Genomic DNA, 12,480 nt, shown 5'->3' on the forward strand with positions numbered 1-12,480 from the left:
AGACCGCTACTCCTCGTAGGCCGCTATTCCTCGTAGGCGATGTAGCGGATGATCCGCCATTCGCCGTCGTCCTCCTTGCGGAAGACGTCCATTCCCGGCTCGACGCTTCTGATGTCGCCCGGCGTGATGGTCAGTGTCCAGGTAAGGCGGACGACGGCGAGGTTGCCCTCGACGATCACCTCCTTGATGTCGGCGGCATAGCGGAATCGGCGCTCGCGATTGTCGAGCGCCTTCCCGATCAGCGCGCAGCGTGTCTCAAAGCCCGCCTCCCCCTGCCCGCGATAATCGGAGACCAGCGCGCGGGAGAACAGGTCGCAGGCGCCCGCCTTGTCACCGCTGTTGAAGGCCCGCGTCCACGCGTCGAGCCGCGCGCGGATATCGGATTCGGCGTCGGCCAGCGCCGGTGTGGCGGCGAGCCAGAGCCCCGCCGCGAGCACGGCGCGCAGCCGCCGCACTGTCGCAACAGCACGCGGCGCTCGGTCCGTGGCGGGCCGGCCATGTTGCGCCGCAGCGGGGAAGCCGCTACGAGGAACCCATGAATCCGGACCCGGTGAAATCCCGGGTGGCTCTTCCGGCCGCCGATCCGCCGGACCACGCACATGCAGCGCAGGCCCCCACCGCCCCTCCGGCGGTCGCCCGCTCTTTTGCGAAGTTGATTTCATGACCCTCTCCCAACGCTACCGCCGCGACTGGTTCTCCAATATCCGCGCCGATCTCCTCGCCGGCATCGTCGTCGCCCTCGCCCTCATTCCCGAGGCCATCGGCTTCTCGGTGATCGCCGGCGTCGACCCCAAGGTCGGCCTGTTCGCCTCTTTCGCCATCGCCTGCGTCTCGGCCATCGTCGGCGGAAGGCCGGGCATGATTTCGGCCGCCACCGCCGCCACGGCGGTCGTCATGGTCTCCCTCGTGCGCGACCATGGCCTGCAATATCTGTTCGCCGCCACCATTCTGATGGGGATCATCCAGATCCTCGCCGGCTTCCTGAAGCTCGGCCGGGTGATGCGCTTCGTCTCGCGCTCGGTCATCACCGGCTTCGTCAACGCGCTGGCCATCCTCATCTTCATGGCGCAGCTGCCGGAACTCATCGGCGTGCCGCTCCAGACCTACCCGATGATCGCGGCGGGTCTCGCCATCATCTATCTTTTCCCGCGCCTGACGAAGGCCGTGCCCTCGCCGCTGGTCGCCATCGCCGCGCTCACGCTCTTCGCCTGGTGGAGCGGCGTGGAACTGCGCACGGTCGGCGATCTCGGCGAACTGCCCTCCACTTTGCCGATCTTCACCCTCCCGAACGTCCCGCTGACGCTGGAGACGCTGCAGATCATCCTGCCCTATTCGCTGACGCTGGCCGCCGTCGGCCTGCTGGAATCGCTGCTCACCGCGCAGATCGTCGACGACATGACCGACACGCCGAGCAACAAGAGCCAGGAATGCATCGGCCAGGGCACCGGCAACATCGCCTCGGCGCTGATCGGCGGCATGGGCGGCTGCGCGATGATCGGCCAGTCGGTCATCAACGTCACCTCCGGCGGACGCGGCCGTCTGTCGACCTTCGTGGCCGGCAGCTTCCTGCTGTTCCTCATCCTCGTGCTCGACGATCTCGTGCGCATCATCCCGATGGCGGCGCTGGTGGCGGTGATGATCATGGTCTCCATCGGCACCTTCTCGTGGCGCTCGCTCCTCGATCTGCGCACCAATCCGCGCTCGTCCTCACTGGTGATGCTCGCGACCGTCGTCACCGTGGTGGCGACGCACGATCTCGCCATCGGCGTGCTGGTCGGCGTGCTGCTGTCGGGCGTGTTCTTCGCCGGCAAGGTCTCGCAGCTTGTGGCGGTCGGCGAGATCATCGACGAGGCGGCGGGACGCATCACCTTCGTCGTCGAGGGGCAGATCTTCTTCGCCTCCTCCGAGGTGTTCCTCTCGGGCTTCGACTTCGACAACCCGGCGCGCGAGGTGGTGATCGACCTCACCCACGCGCATTTCTGGGATATCACCTCGGTCGGCGCCTTGGACAAGGCGGTGATGAAGTTCCGCAAGGCCGGCGCGCATGTCGAGGTGCTCGGGCTCAACGAAGCGAGCGCCACCATGGTCGACCGCTTCGGCACCCACGACAAGGCCGGCGGCGCCCCCGCCCTGCACTGAACCCGCCCTGATCGCCGCAGGAGCGGCCGGGAGCCTTCCCGGCCGTGACCGTCACACCGTCTCGCGCGTCGCCGTCACCCACTCGCGGGCGCGCCGCTCGGGATTGTCGTTCAGCAGCACGTCGGTAACGACCGCCACGCTGTCGGCGCCGGCGCGCAGCACGCCGGGAGCGCGCTCGATGGTCAGCCCGCCAATGCCGACCAGCGGCAGGTCGCCGACGCGCTTCTTCCAGGCGGCGACGCGCTCCAGCCCCTGCGGCGCCCAGCGCATCTTCTTGAGAATGGTGGGGTAGACCGGGCCCAGCGCCACATAGTCGGGCCGCGCCAGCAGCGCGACTTCCAGCTCCGCCTCGTCATGGGTGCTGATGCCGAGCTTGAGCCCCGCCCGCCGGATCGCCACCAGATCGGCATCGGCAAGGTCTTCCTGGCCGAGATGCACGAAGTCGCAGCCCTCGTCGATGGCGAGGCGCCAGTAATCATTGACGACGAGTTGCGCCCCGTAGCGGGCGCAGACGTCGCGCGCGGTGGCGATCTCCCGGCGCAACGCCGCCTCGTCGAGTTCCTTGGCCCGCAGCTGCACCAGCTTCACGCCCTGCGGCAGCAGGCGCGGCAGCCAGGAGGCGCGGTCGACGATCAGGTAGAACGGGTCGAGCTTCATCGGTTCACTCACCGGCCGGCGGCGCCGGACCTCTCACTGTCCAAGGATGGCGCGGCCCATCACCGGGGTCGAGGGCGCCGCCATGTCGCGTGCTTCCATGGGATCGGCGATCAGCGCCTCGCGGCCGGCCTCGATGGCGCGGGCGAAGGCGCGCGCCATGCGCACCGGATCGCCGGCCTTGGCAACCGCCGTGTTCAGCAGCACCGCATCGTAGCCCATTTCCATCGCCGCCGCCGCATGCGAGGGCACGCCGACGCCGGCATCGACCACCAGCGGCAGGCCGGGGAAATGCGCCCGCAGCGAGCGCAGGCCATAGGGATTGTTCAGCCCGCGCCCGGAGCCGATCGGGGCGCCCCACGGCATCAGAACCTCGCAGCCGGCGGCCACCAGTTTCTCCGCCACAACGAGGTCCTCGGTGGTGTAGGGGAACACCTGGAAACCGTCGCGCGACAGGATGCGCGCCGCCTCGACGAGCCCGAACACATCGGGTTGCAGCGTGTCGTCCTCGCCGATCACCTCCAGCTTCACCCAGGGCGTGTCGAAAAGCTCGCGCGCCATCTCGGCGGTGGTCACGGCTTCCTTCACCGTCTTGCAGCCGGCGGTGTTGGGCAGCACCCTTACGCCGAGGTCGCGGATGAGCTGCCAGAAGCTCTGGCCCGCGAGAGGCTGCCCGGCCTTCGCCGCGCCCGATTCACGCCGCAGCGAGACGGTCACGATGTCGGCGCCCGAGGCGCGGATCGCCTCCTGGAGGATTGCCGGCGAGGGATATTGCGCCGTGCCCAGCAGCAGGCGAGAGCCCACCTTGGTTCCGTAGAATTCGACCGGATCGGCGAGCGTCCCGGACATGTTGATCGCATCCATGACAGCCTCCCTGTCAGCCACCCTGCATCGGCGCGAGGATCTCCACCCGGTCGCCATCGGCGATCTGGGTCTCCCCGCGCTTCACCTTGCGCACCATGGCGCCGTTCAGTGCCGTCGCCACCATCGCCTCGCCGAGCCCAAGCTCGCCGAGGAGTTCGGCCAGCGTGCCCGCGCGCGTGTCGGCGTTCTCACCATTCACGATGATCTTCATCCATGACCTCCGGGAAATACGTCCCGTCGAATGCCAGTTCCGCTGCGCGACGCGCCAAAGCCGGCGCGGCGAGGAAACCGTGGCGGTAGAGCCCGTTCACATAGATCGTGTTGCCGCGCCGGCGCAGGCGCGGCAGGTTGTCGGGAAAGGCCGGGCGCACATCGGCGCCGATCTCGACGATCTCGGCCTCGCCGAAGGCCGGGTGCAGCGCATAGACCGCTCCCAGCAGTTCCAGCATGGAGCGCCCGGTGACGCGCCCGCGCTCGTCATTCTCGATCGAGGTGGCGCCGATCATGAAATGCCCGTCGCCGCGCGGCACGATATAGACCGGGATGCGCGGGTGCAGCATGCGCACCGGGCGCTTCAGCGACACCTCGGTGGAATAGAGCACCAGCATCTCGCCCTTCACGCCGCGCAGGTCGGCAAGCGTGTCGCGCGCCGCCAGCCCCCGGCAGTCGACCACGATGTCGGCCTCGCCCGGCTCCTCGAAGCCGTCGGCATCGGTGCGGATGGTCACGCCATGCTCGCCGACCAGCCGGGCGGTCAGCGCGGCGAGCGCCTTGCGCGGTTCCAGATGCGCCTCTGTGGGAAAGAACAGCCCCTGCTCGAAGCGGCCATCGAGGTCCGGCTCCAGCGCGGCGATGCCCGCGCCGTCGAGCCATTCGAACCCCTCGGTCCGCCGCGAGAAGCGGCGCAGGTCCGGCAGGTCGCGCGCCTGCGCCAGCACGAGGCTGCCCTCGTTCGGCACGTCCGGCACCGCCTCGCGCCAATAGGCGAGTGATTCGAAGCCGAGTTCGGCGATGATCGGCTCGGCGCTCTCGCGCTCGCACCAGGGCGCCAGCATGCCGCCGGCATACCAGGAGCAGCCCTGCCCGGTGGCGCTGCGGCGCTCGATCAGCGTCACCTGCGCCCCCCGGCGCGCGAAGGCATGCGCGCAGGTAAGCCCGGCGACGCCGCCGCCCACGATGCGCACGCGCATGGCATTGGCCGCCCGATGCGGCGCGGTGTCGGTCGATTCAGTGTGCGGGAACGTCATTCACTCCTCCCTCCGCCAGTCTCAACTGGATCAGGTTCGAAGGGTCGCCATGCCGCGTCGGGTCGACGCGCCGATGGCCTCTCAGCCTCCTGACGAGGCTCCCCCGGACAAAATGGATATAGTCCCTCGGCAGGCCGATGTCACCGGCCGGCCGACAATATTCCCCGCCGGCCGCAGGGCGGCCTCAGCCACGGCGCGAGATCGGCACCACATTGTCGCCCGCCCGGCCCGCCGGGCGCGTCGCCGCGATCACCGCGCGCCGCAGCGCCTCGCGGCTGAACGGCTTGCCGAGCCGCATCATGCCGGCGCGCGCGTCCGGCGGCAGCTCGGCATAGCCGGTGCCGAGGATGACCGGCAGGTCCGGCCAGCGGGCCGCGAGCGCCGCCGCGAGTTGCACGCCGGTCATGCCGGGCATGGCCTGATCGGTCAGCACGACATCGAAGCTGACGCCGGATTCGAGGATGCGCAGCGCCTCCTCCCCCGATGCCGCCTCGGTGACGAGGCATTCGAGATCCTCCAGCATCGCGCCGGTGGCGGAAAGCACCAGCGGGTCGTCGTCGACGACCAGCACGCGCTGCGCCCCGCCCGTGCCGGCCGGCACCATCTCGTCCTCGACCGCCACCGCGACCGGCGCAGCCACGGGGGGAGTGTCGGCGATGGGCATGAGGATGGTCGCCGTCGTGCCGTGGCCGGGACGGCTCTCGAGCAGAAGCTGGCCGCCCGACTGCGCCGCGAGGCCATGCACCATGGCAAGGCCGAGGCCGGTGCCCTTGCCGACGCCCTTGGTGGTGAAGAACGGCTCGGCGGCGCGGGCCAGCGTCTCCTCGTCCATGCCGGCGCCAGTGTCGCTCACCGAGAGGCAGAAATAGCGCCCCGGCCGCAGCGCCTCGCTGCCAGCCTCCGCGTCGGCGTCGCCGACGGCCACCACGCGCTCGCCGGCGGCAATGGTGATGGTGCCGCCATCGGGCATGGCGTCGCGCGCATTCACCGCGAGGTTGAGCAGCGCCAGTTCGAGCTGGTTGGCGTCGACCCGCGCATGCGGCAGGCCGAGCGGGAAGCGGGTTTCGATGCGCACGCTGGGGCCGATCGAGCGGCGCAGCATCTCGGCCATGCCGAGCACGAGGTCGGGCACGTCGACGGGCTCGGGCCGCAGGTCCTGCCGTCGGGCGAAGGCCAGCATGCGCTGGGTGAGCGCCGCGCCGCGCTGTGCGGCCTGGGTGGCGTTGTCGAGCAGCGTCTGCAGCCGCGGATCGCCCGGCGCGCGCTTGGCTGCCAGTTCGAGATTGCCCAGCACCACGGCGAGCAGGTTGTTGAAATCGTGTGCGATGCCGCCGGTGAGCTGGCCGACCGCCTCCAGCTTCTGTGCCTGCCGCAGCGCCTCCTCGGCGGCGCGGTAGTCGGTGACGTCGATCAGCCCGCACAGGGTCTTGAGGATGCCGCCCTGCGCGTCCTTCTCGGTCACGGCGGACAGCATGCAGTCGAGCATCCGGCCGTCTCTGGTCACGAGGCGGTACTCGGCCTCGCGCAGTTCGCCGCTGCCGACCAGCTGCGGCCAGTGCTCCTCGTTGCGCCGGCGCGCGGAATCGGGGGTCATGAAGTCGGTGAGCGGGCGCCCGATCACTTCCTCGCGGCGATAGCCGAGCAGGTCGAGCCAGCGGTCGCTCACCTGCTCGATCCGTCCGTCCCCGCCCAGCGAGTGCAGCGGCAGCGGCGTGCGGCGGTAGAGCGTGCGGTAGCGTTCCTCGCTCGCCCGCAGCATCGCCGCCTCGCGGTCGGCGAGCACGGCGAAGCGCCGGTCGTACATGGCCGCGAGCAGCACGGCGACGAAGATGGCGAAGGTCGCCGCCGTCACCACGACCACCAGCTCGACATTGCCCATGCCGCCGAGCGGGTCGTGCACGCCTTCATGCCGGGTGATCGTCATCCCCCACATGGCGACATAGTGCATGCCGGCGATGCCGAAGCCGAGCGCCAGCGCCGCGCCGGCGCGCTGCGCGATGGAATGGCGGCGGAAGGCGAGCCAGACCGCGACGGTGGAGGCGGTGACCGCCAGCACCATGGCGGCGCCGACATAGAGCATGTCGTGCGACATGGCTCCCGCCACGCGCATCGCCGCCATGCCGGTGTAGTGCATGCCGACAATGCCGAGGCCCATGAAGATGCCGCTGAGCACGATGCTGCCCGGCCCGGGCCCCGGCCGGTCCGGCCGCACCCGGCTCGCCGCGAAGAAGGCGATACCCGTGGCGACGACGGCGAGCAGGAAGGAAATCGCGGTCAGGCCGACATCGTAGGAGACAGGCGCCCCCACATGCAGCGCCAGCATGGCGATGAAGTGCATCGCCCAGATGCCGCCGCCCAGCACCAGCGCCGCCGCCGCCAGCCATCCGTCACGCGCACGTCCGCGCGCATCCGGCAGGCGCCCGGCGAGATCGAGGGCCGTGTAGGACGCCGCCACGGCGATGACGAGCGACAGGGCCACGAGCGCCTGGTCGTGGCTGCCGGTATGATCCATGCGAATTCCGGTTCTGAAAACCGCCGGTAGGATGGCTGCGGCAAAGCGCAGGATGACGCGAACAGTAGCTGAATTGAACCGATCGGTAAGCTCCCGACCGACGCAAGGTCAGCCTGAGCCCGCCGCTCGCGGTCTCGTGAAGGCCCGAGGCCTCAGCTGAGATAGCCGAACAGCCAGAGCACGATGATGATCGGCAGCGGAATGCCGATCAGCCACAGAAGCCCGCCCTTGAACATGATGCCCTTCTCCCGGTTGTGGGAAGGGAACACGCGCGACCCGGTTTGGGTTCCCCGATGGCGCGGGTTATTGCTCGCGCGCCCCGATTCCCTCCGAGCGGTGCCCGATGACGCCTTCCAGCAAGATGCCTTCCAGCAAGATGCCCGCCAGCAAGACGCCCTCCAGCAAGACGCCTGCGCCCGAAATGTCGCCCCCCGAAATGCCGGCCCCGGCCCGCCCGGCAACCTCGCACCCGCCACTCGCATTCCGCCTGCTCGACCTGCCGCGCTGGCTCGCCGCCGAGATCGGCGTGCTGGTCGCCCTGCTCGGCGCGGCGGCGGGGCTGCTGGTGTTCGCCTACATCGCCGACGAGGTGGTGGAGGGCGAGACCCATGCCTTCGACGAGGCAGTGCTGCTGGCCTTCCGCGCGCCGGGCGACCCGGCCGATCCGCTCGGTCCCCGCTGGCTGGAGATCGCGGTGGGCGATGTGACCGCGCTCGGCAGCACCACCGTGCTCACCCTGATCACGCTGGCGGTGGCCGGCTTCCTCGTGGTCGACCGCAAGCGCGCCGCCGCCCTGTTCGTGCTGGCGGCGACGGCGAGCGGAGGGGCGCTGAGCTACCTGCTCAAGCTCGGCTTCGAGCGTCCGCGCCCCGATCTCGTGGCCCATCTCGTCGACGTCACCACGCTGAGCTTCCCGAGCGGCCACGCCATGGGCGCCGCCGTCACCTATCTCACCCTCGGCGCGCTCATCGTGCGCACGGAGAGCGGGCGGCGGCTGAAGGCCTATGTGCTCGGCGTCGCGGTTGCGCTCACCCTCGCCATCGGGCTGAGCCGCATCTATCTCGGCGTCCACTGGCCGACCGACGTCATTGCCGGCTGGTGCGCCGGCGCGGCGTGGGCGCTGCTGTGCTGGCTGGTGGCGCTGGTGCTGCAACGGCGCGGGCGCATCGAGAACGCCAACGGCCGGGAGCCGGCGGGAGAGGGCGAATCCGCATCCGGGGGGCCCTTCGTCGAGCGGTGAAGTCGCAATGCCACCGATGGCATTCGCCCGGCGCTCGGCTATCATTCATCGGCAGGGCGACGCAGAGCGCCCCGCCATTGCAGGAGGAACCGCATGACCACGACCGCGCCGGAAGGAAACCTGAAACCCGACATCGGCGTCATCGAGACGACCGAGTCCGACAACATCCTGCGCTGGGACGGCACCAACCTCTATGTGGAGCAGGACGTCTACCATAACGGCCAGCTCGTCCACCGCCGCTACAAGAAGCGCGTCACCAAGCATGTGGCGCAGGCGCTGGCTCTGGTGCTCGCCCAGCACTAGCTCCGTTTCGGGAGCGAAGGGCGCGGCGCGTCAGATCCGCGCCAGCAGCCCGCCGAGCAGCACGAGGCCGGCCGGCCAGATGCCGAGCCGCGCGGCCGAGCCGATATGGCCCTGCTCGCCGACATCGGCGAAGTCGGCGCCCCAGGCGTCGGCGAAGGCCCGCGCCTGCGCCGGCTTCACCCGCGGATCGTCGCGCGAGGACACGACCAGCGTCGGGAAGGGCAGCGGCGCCAGCGGCATCGGCCCGAAATTGCGCACGACGTCGAAGGAGGGATCGGGGTCGTCGACATTGGTCGGCGCCGCCAGGAAGGCGGCCGCCGCCTTGTTGCGGGCGAGGCCCGGCCGCGACTGCGCCCAGCGCACGACCGTCGCCACGCCGACGGAATGGGCGACCAGCACCACGCGCCGGGGCGCCGCCTCGACGGCGGCATTGAGCCGCCAGGTCCAGGCCCGCAGCTCCGGCCGACTCCAGTCCTCCTGTATCAGCCGGCTCGAATTGGCGAAGGCGCCGAGCCAGTGCGACTGCCAGTGCTCGGCCGGGGCGTTCTCGCGGCCGGGGACGACGAGGAAATCGAAGGAGGAGAAATCGACCGACATGTCAGGCACCGCGTAGCGTCACGCCGGCCGCAGCACGGCAATGAGGATGAGAACGAGCCCGCCGACCGAGACCAGCCAGGCCAGAGAGCGCAGATAAGGTACGCCGAACGCGTAGAGCGGCACATAGACGACCCGCGCGCCCAGAAAGAGCCACGCCCCCCACAGGGTGAGCGCGCCCTCGCGGCCGGCGACATGGGCGATCAGCACCGCCGCCGCGAACAGCGGCAGCGTCTCGAACAGATTGGCCTGCGCGCGCCTCAGCCGGCCGGTGAGGATGCCGACCGCCGGCCCGGGCTCGTCGCGCGGCCCGGCATTGTAAGAGATTCCGGTCTCGCGGTTGCGCAGGGACGCCGGGAGCAGTACCTGCACAAGGGCGAGCACCAGTGCCCAGGCGAGCAGGGTCAATTCGATCGTCATGGCCGCATCACCGTCCTGCTGGGAGAATGACGAAACCCGTCGCCATCGGCGCAAAGCGGACTACATTTACCAACCATGGCCAAAAGCAAACAGAAATTGCGGCAAGCGGCCAACGGGCGCCCTATCGAGCAGGTGGCGGCCCTGCCGTTCCGCCTCGGGGAGGACGGAGACATCCAGATCCTCATCATGACCTCGCGCGAGACGCAGCGCGCGGTGATCCCCAAGGGCTGGCCGATGAAGAACCGCAAGGACTGGAAGTCGGCCGAGATCGAGGCCCGGCAGGAAGCGGGCGTGGTCGGCGATGTCGGCCGCAAGCGCATCGGCGAGTATCATTACTGGAAGCGTCTGGAGACGCATTTCGCGCTGGCCCGGGTCGCGGTCTATCCGCTGGCCGTGCGCCGCCAGCTCGACGACTGGCCCGAGCGCCACGAGCGCGCCCAGATATGGGTCACCGCCGAGGAAGCGGCCCTGCTGCTCGATGAGCCCGATCTCGGGGCCCTCGTTCTCGAATTCGCCCAGTCTCCGGCCGCGCGGCGGATGCTGCCGGTACGCGCGCCGAAGGATGGCAGCGCCGTCGCCGCCCCCTGACCGTTTCGGCCGCCCGCCGGCGGCGGACGGCCCGTCACGTCCGGTGTGGCCCGGCCGACCGTTACTCGATGATCTGCACGACGCGGTGCGTCGAGGGATCGACCAGCACGGTACGGTCGTTCACCACCGTATAGCGGTATCTGGTGGCGCCGTATTCGGCGGGAACCTCGTAGTAGCGCACCCCGGAAGGCGGCAGTTCGGCGCCGACCACGACCTCGCGCTCATAGGCGTAGGAGGGGACGCGCTCTTCCACCACATACTGGCGGAACGGCCGGCGCTGGCTGTCGGAGATGCCGCCTACCACCGCGCCGGCGACACCGCCGACCACGGCGCCGACCGGACCGCCGACGAGCGCACCGCCGACGGCACCCGTCGTCGCACCGGCGGCTGTCCCGGCACCGTCCTGAGCATTGGCCACCATGGGCGTAGCAACAAGCAGCGACACTACAATAATCGCATGACGTATCATCGTATTCTCCTGTCGACCCGCACCCTTTGACTGCGCCCCGTCAACGATTGACGCGCAAGCGTGTTCCATCGGCGGTCGGAGAACGTTGATGTCGTCAAAACTTACCTTTCAGATAGCGGTATCGGAAACCCGTGCATCGGCCCGGAACAGCTTTCCACGCTCGGCGAACAGCACGCAGATGAGCGCCGACAGCGCGAGCGCGACGAAACCCAGGGTCAGCGGCAGCGTCGTGCCGTCGAAATGCTGGCCGAGCGCGAAGCCGAACAGCGCACCGCCCACAGTGCTGACGAAGCCGAGCACCGAGGAGGCCGTGCCCGCCACATGGCCGACCGGCTCCATCGCCATCGAGTTGAAATTCGACACCATGAGGCCGAAGAAGAACATCATCGCCCCCTGAAGCACCGAGAAGGTCCAGATGTTCTCGGCCCCCGCCAGCACGACGGCGGCGTGCGCGACCGTCACCGTCAGGTAGCCGGCGAGCGCGGCGTGCGAGACCCGCCTCATGCCGAGCTTCTCGACGATGCGCGCATTGAGCAGCGAGGAGGCGGCCATGAACACCGCGATCAGCGCGAAGATCAGCGTGAACAGCTCGGCGGAGCGGAAGGCGTCGGCGAAGATCTGCTGGGCCGAGTTGATGAAGCCGAACAGGCCGCCCATCGCCATCGTCATCGCCAGCATGTAGCCGACGGTGACGCGGCTGCCGACGATCAGCCCGAAGGCATGCGAGATGCCGGCAAAGGAGATCGGCGAGCGGTCCTCGGGGTGCAGCGTCTCCGGCAGGCGCCACAGCGTCCACACCAGCAGCACCGCGCCGAGCAGGCACAGCATCAGGAAGATCGCCCGCCACGGCGCCACAATCATGATCGCCTGGCCGATCGAGGGTGCCAGCACCGGCACCGACAGGAAGACGAGGAAGGCCAGCGACATCACCCGCGCCATGTGCGAGCCGGAATAGCAGTCGCGCACGATGGTGATGGCGAGGATGCGGGTCGAGGCCGAGCCGATGCCCTGCACCACGCGGGCCGCCAGCATCATCTCCAGCGATCCCGCGAAGATCGCCCAGACCGAGGCCGCCGTGTACAGGGCAAGGCCGAACACCAGCACGGCGCGGCGCCCGAAGCGGTCGGCCAGCGTGCCGTAGAAGAGCTGCGCCGAGCCGAAGCCGAGCAGATAGGCGGTAATGATGAGCTGGGTGTGGTTGGCGGTGTCGATGGCCAGCGAATGGCCGATTTCCGGCAGCGCCGGCAGCATCGAATCGATGGCGATGGCGTTGGTCGCCATCAGCCCGGCGATGAACAGCACGAATTCGCGGAACCCCATGCCGGGATGCGGCGAGCCGGAGGCGGGCGTCTCCGGCGCGGAGGTCTTCGTGCTCATGGGGAATCCGTGCGTTGGCGATTCCGGCAAAGGGCGCCGGGGCCGGCCTTATCGCGCAGATCCGCGCCCGACC

14 protein-coding genes, 1 riboswitch and 1 other annotated feature are annotated in these 12,480 nt (G+C 69.5%); of the genes, 4 read left to right on the forward strand and 10 right to left on the reverse strand.

Annotated features, from left to right (window positions below; genetic code table 11):
• Window positions 1–23: 23 nt before the first annotated feature.
• Complete coding sequence (locus GBB76_RS07710) at window positions 24–662, reverse strand: DUF4440 domain-containing protein (RefSeq protein ID WP_152302766.1); 639 nt, start codon at window positions 660–662, stop codon at window positions 24–26.
• Window positions 541–596, forward strand: a sequence feature (sul1 is cis-regulatory element that is thought to sense ions involved in sulfur or methionine metabolism; They are found in Alphaproteobacteria). It overlaps the preceding gene by 56 nt.
• Here GBB76_RS07710 and GBB76_RS07715 point away from each other — a divergent pair.
• Window positions 661–2,139: a SulP family inorganic anion transporter gene (locus tag GBB76_RS07715; protein WP_152302767.1), complete on the forward strand. Its 1,479-nt coding sequence runs from the start codon at window positions 661–663 to the stop codon at window positions 2,137–2,139. The genes GBB76_RS07710 and GBB76_RS07715 overlap by 2 nt on opposite strands.
• A 51-nt stretch (window positions 2,140–2,190) precedes the next feature.
• Here GBB76_RS07715 and GBB76_RS07720 read toward each other — a convergent pair whose 3' ends face one another.
• From GBB76_RS07720 to GBB76_RS07740, 5 genes are all read right to left on the reverse strand, one after another.
• On the reverse strand, window positions 2,191–2,796 hold the full coding sequence (locus GBB76_RS07720) for a thiamine phosphate synthase (RefSeq protein ID WP_152302768.1): 606 nt from the start codon (window positions 2,794–2,796) through the stop codon (window positions 2,191–2,193).
• Between the two features lie 33 nt (window positions 2,797–2,829).
• Window positions 2,830–3,642 carry a thiazole synthase gene (locus GBB76_RS07725; protein ID WP_202911216.1) on the reverse strand — a complete coding sequence of 271 codons (813 nt, stop codon included), beginning with the start codon at window positions 3,640–3,642 and terminating at the stop codon, window positions 2,830–2,832.
• Between the two features lie 28 nt (window positions 3,643–3,670).
• On the reverse strand, window positions 3,671–3,868 hold the full coding sequence (gene thiS / locus GBB76_RS07730) for a sulfur carrier protein ThiS (protein ID WP_152302770.1): 198 nt from the start codon (window positions 3,866–3,868) through the stop codon (window positions 3,671–3,673).
• A complete protein-coding gene (gene thiO / locus GBB76_RS07735; RefSeq protein ID WP_152304788.1) occupies window positions 3,846–4,847 on the reverse strand; it encodes a glycine oxidase ThiO in 1,002 nt (333 codons plus the stop codon). The genes thiS and thiO overlap by 23 nt, the downstream gene beginning before the upstream one ends.
• Before the next feature lie 47 nt (window positions 4,848–4,894).
• Window positions 4,895–5,019: riboswitch (TPP riboswitch) on the reverse strand.
• A gap of 69 nt (window positions 5,020–5,088) precedes the next feature.
• The gene (locus GBB76_RS07740; RefSeq protein ID WP_152302771.1) at window positions 5,089–7,416 is read right to left on the reverse strand and encodes an MHYT domain-containing protein; all 2,328 of its coding nucleotides are present in this window, start codon (window positions 7,414–7,416) and stop codon (window positions 5,089–5,091) included.
• Between the two features lie 526 nt (window positions 7,417–7,942).
• On the opposite strand from GBB76_RS07740, the gene GBB76_RS07745 reads away from it, so the two are divergent.
• Both GBB76_RS07745 and GBB76_RS07750 read left to right on the forward strand, forming a co-directional pair.
• Window positions 7,943–8,656 (forward strand): phosphatase PAP2 family protein, encoded by a 714-nt coding sequence (locus tag GBB76_RS07745; protein WP_152304789.1) that lies wholly within the window; start codon window positions 7,943–7,945, stop codon window positions 8,654–8,656.
• A gap of 93 nt (window positions 8,657–8,749) precedes the next feature.
• The gene (locus GBB76_RS07750) at window positions 8,750–8,959 is read left to right on the forward strand and encodes a hypothetical protein (RefSeq protein WP_152302772.1); all 210 of its coding nucleotides are present in this window, start codon (window positions 8,750–8,752) and stop codon (window positions 8,957–8,959) included.
• A 30-nt stretch (window positions 8,960–8,989) separates the two neighbouring features.
• On the opposite strand, the gene GBB76_RS07755 is transcribed toward GBB76_RS07750, so the two are convergent.
• On the reverse strand, window positions 8,990–9,556 hold the full coding sequence (locus GBB76_RS07755) for an alpha/beta hydrolase (protein ID WP_152302773.1): 567 nt from the start codon (window positions 9,554–9,556) through the stop codon (window positions 8,990–8,992).
• An 18-nt stretch (window positions 9,557–9,574) separates the two neighbouring features.
• Window positions 9,575–9,973, reverse strand: a complete 399-nt coding sequence (locus GBB76_RS07760) for an MAPEG family protein (RefSeq protein WP_152302774.1) — start codon at window positions 9,971–9,973, stop codon at window positions 9,575–9,577.
• 96 nt (window positions 9,974–10,069) lie between these two features.
• Here GBB76_RS07760 and GBB76_RS07765 point away from each other — a divergent pair, with 96 nt between their 5' ends.
• The gene (locus GBB76_RS07765; protein ID WP_246669073.1) at window positions 10,070–10,561 is read left to right on the forward strand and encodes an NUDIX hydrolase; all 492 of its coding nucleotides are present in this window, start codon (window positions 10,070–10,072) and stop codon (window positions 10,559–10,561) included.
• A gap of 61 nt (window positions 10,562–10,622) precedes the next feature.
• Here GBB76_RS07765 and GBB76_RS07770 read toward each other — a convergent pair whose 3' ends face one another.
• Together GBB76_RS07770 and GBB76_RS07775 are read right to left on the reverse strand one after the other, a co-directional pair.
• On the reverse strand, window positions 10,623–11,030 hold the full coding sequence (locus tag GBB76_RS07770) for a DUF1236 domain-containing protein (RefSeq protein ID WP_152302776.1): 408 nt from the start codon (window positions 11,028–11,030) through the stop codon (window positions 10,623–10,625).
• Window positions 11,031–11,138: 108 nt separating this feature from the next.
• Entirely contained in the window at window positions 11,139–12,407 is a 1,269-nt protein-coding gene (locus GBB76_RS07775) for a multidrug effflux MFS transporter (protein WP_371717105.1), read from the reverse strand.
• Between the last annotated feature and the right edge of the window lie 73 nt (window positions 12,408–12,480).

The sequence above is a fragment of the Ancylobacter sp. TS-1 genome, from assembly GCF_009223885.1.
Taxonomy (GTDB): Bacteria; Pseudomonadota; Alphaproteobacteria; order Rhizobiales; family Xanthobacteraceae; genus Ancylobacter.

Coding starts and splice junctions, on each gene's coding strand:
- GBB76_RS07715 (WP_152302767.1), top strand. CDS start 661: ATGACCCTCTCCCAACGCTACCGCCGCGACTGGTTCTCCAATATCCGC.
- GBB76_RS07710 (WP_152302766.1), bottom strand. CDS start 662: ATGAAATCAACTTCGCAAAAGAGCGGGCGACCGCCGGAGGGGCGGTGG.
- GBB76_RS07720 (WP_152302768.1), bottom strand. CDS start 2,796: ATGAAGCTCGACCCGTTCTACCTGATCGTCGACCGCGCCTCCTGGCTG.
- GBB76_RS07725 (WP_202911216.1), bottom strand. CDS start 3,642: ATGTCCGGGACGCTCGCCGATCCGGTCGAATTCTACGGAACCAAGGTG.
- thiS (WP_152302770.1), bottom strand. CDS start 3,868: ATGAAGATCATCGTGAATGGTGAGAACGCCGACACGCGCGCGGGCACG.
- thiO (WP_152304788.1), bottom strand. CDS start 4,847: ATGCGCGTGCGCATCGTGGGCGGCGGCGTCGCCGGGCTTACCTGCGCG.
- GBB76_RS07740 (WP_152302771.1), bottom strand. CDS start 7,416: ATGGATCATACCGGCAGCCACGACCAGGCGCTCGTGGCCCTGTCGCTC.
- GBB76_RS07750 (WP_152302772.1), top strand. CDS start 8,750: ATGACCACGACCGCGCCGGAAGGAAACCTGAAACCCGACATCGGCGTC.
- GBB76_RS07755 (WP_152302773.1), bottom strand. CDS start 9,556: ATGTCGGTCGATTTCTCCTCCTTCGATTTCCTCGTCGTCCCCGGCCGC.
- GBB76_RS07760 (WP_152302774.1), bottom strand. CDS start 9,973: ATGACGATCGAATTGACCCTGCTCGCCTGGGCACTGGTGCTCGCCCTT.
- GBB76_RS07770 (WP_152302776.1), bottom strand. CDS start 11,030: ATGATACGTCATGCGATTATTGTAGTGTCGCTGCTTGTTGCTACGCCC.
- GBB76_RS07775 (WP_371717105.1), bottom strand. CDS start 12,407: ATGAGCACGAAGACCTCCGCGCCGGAGACGCCCGCCTCCGGCTCGCCG.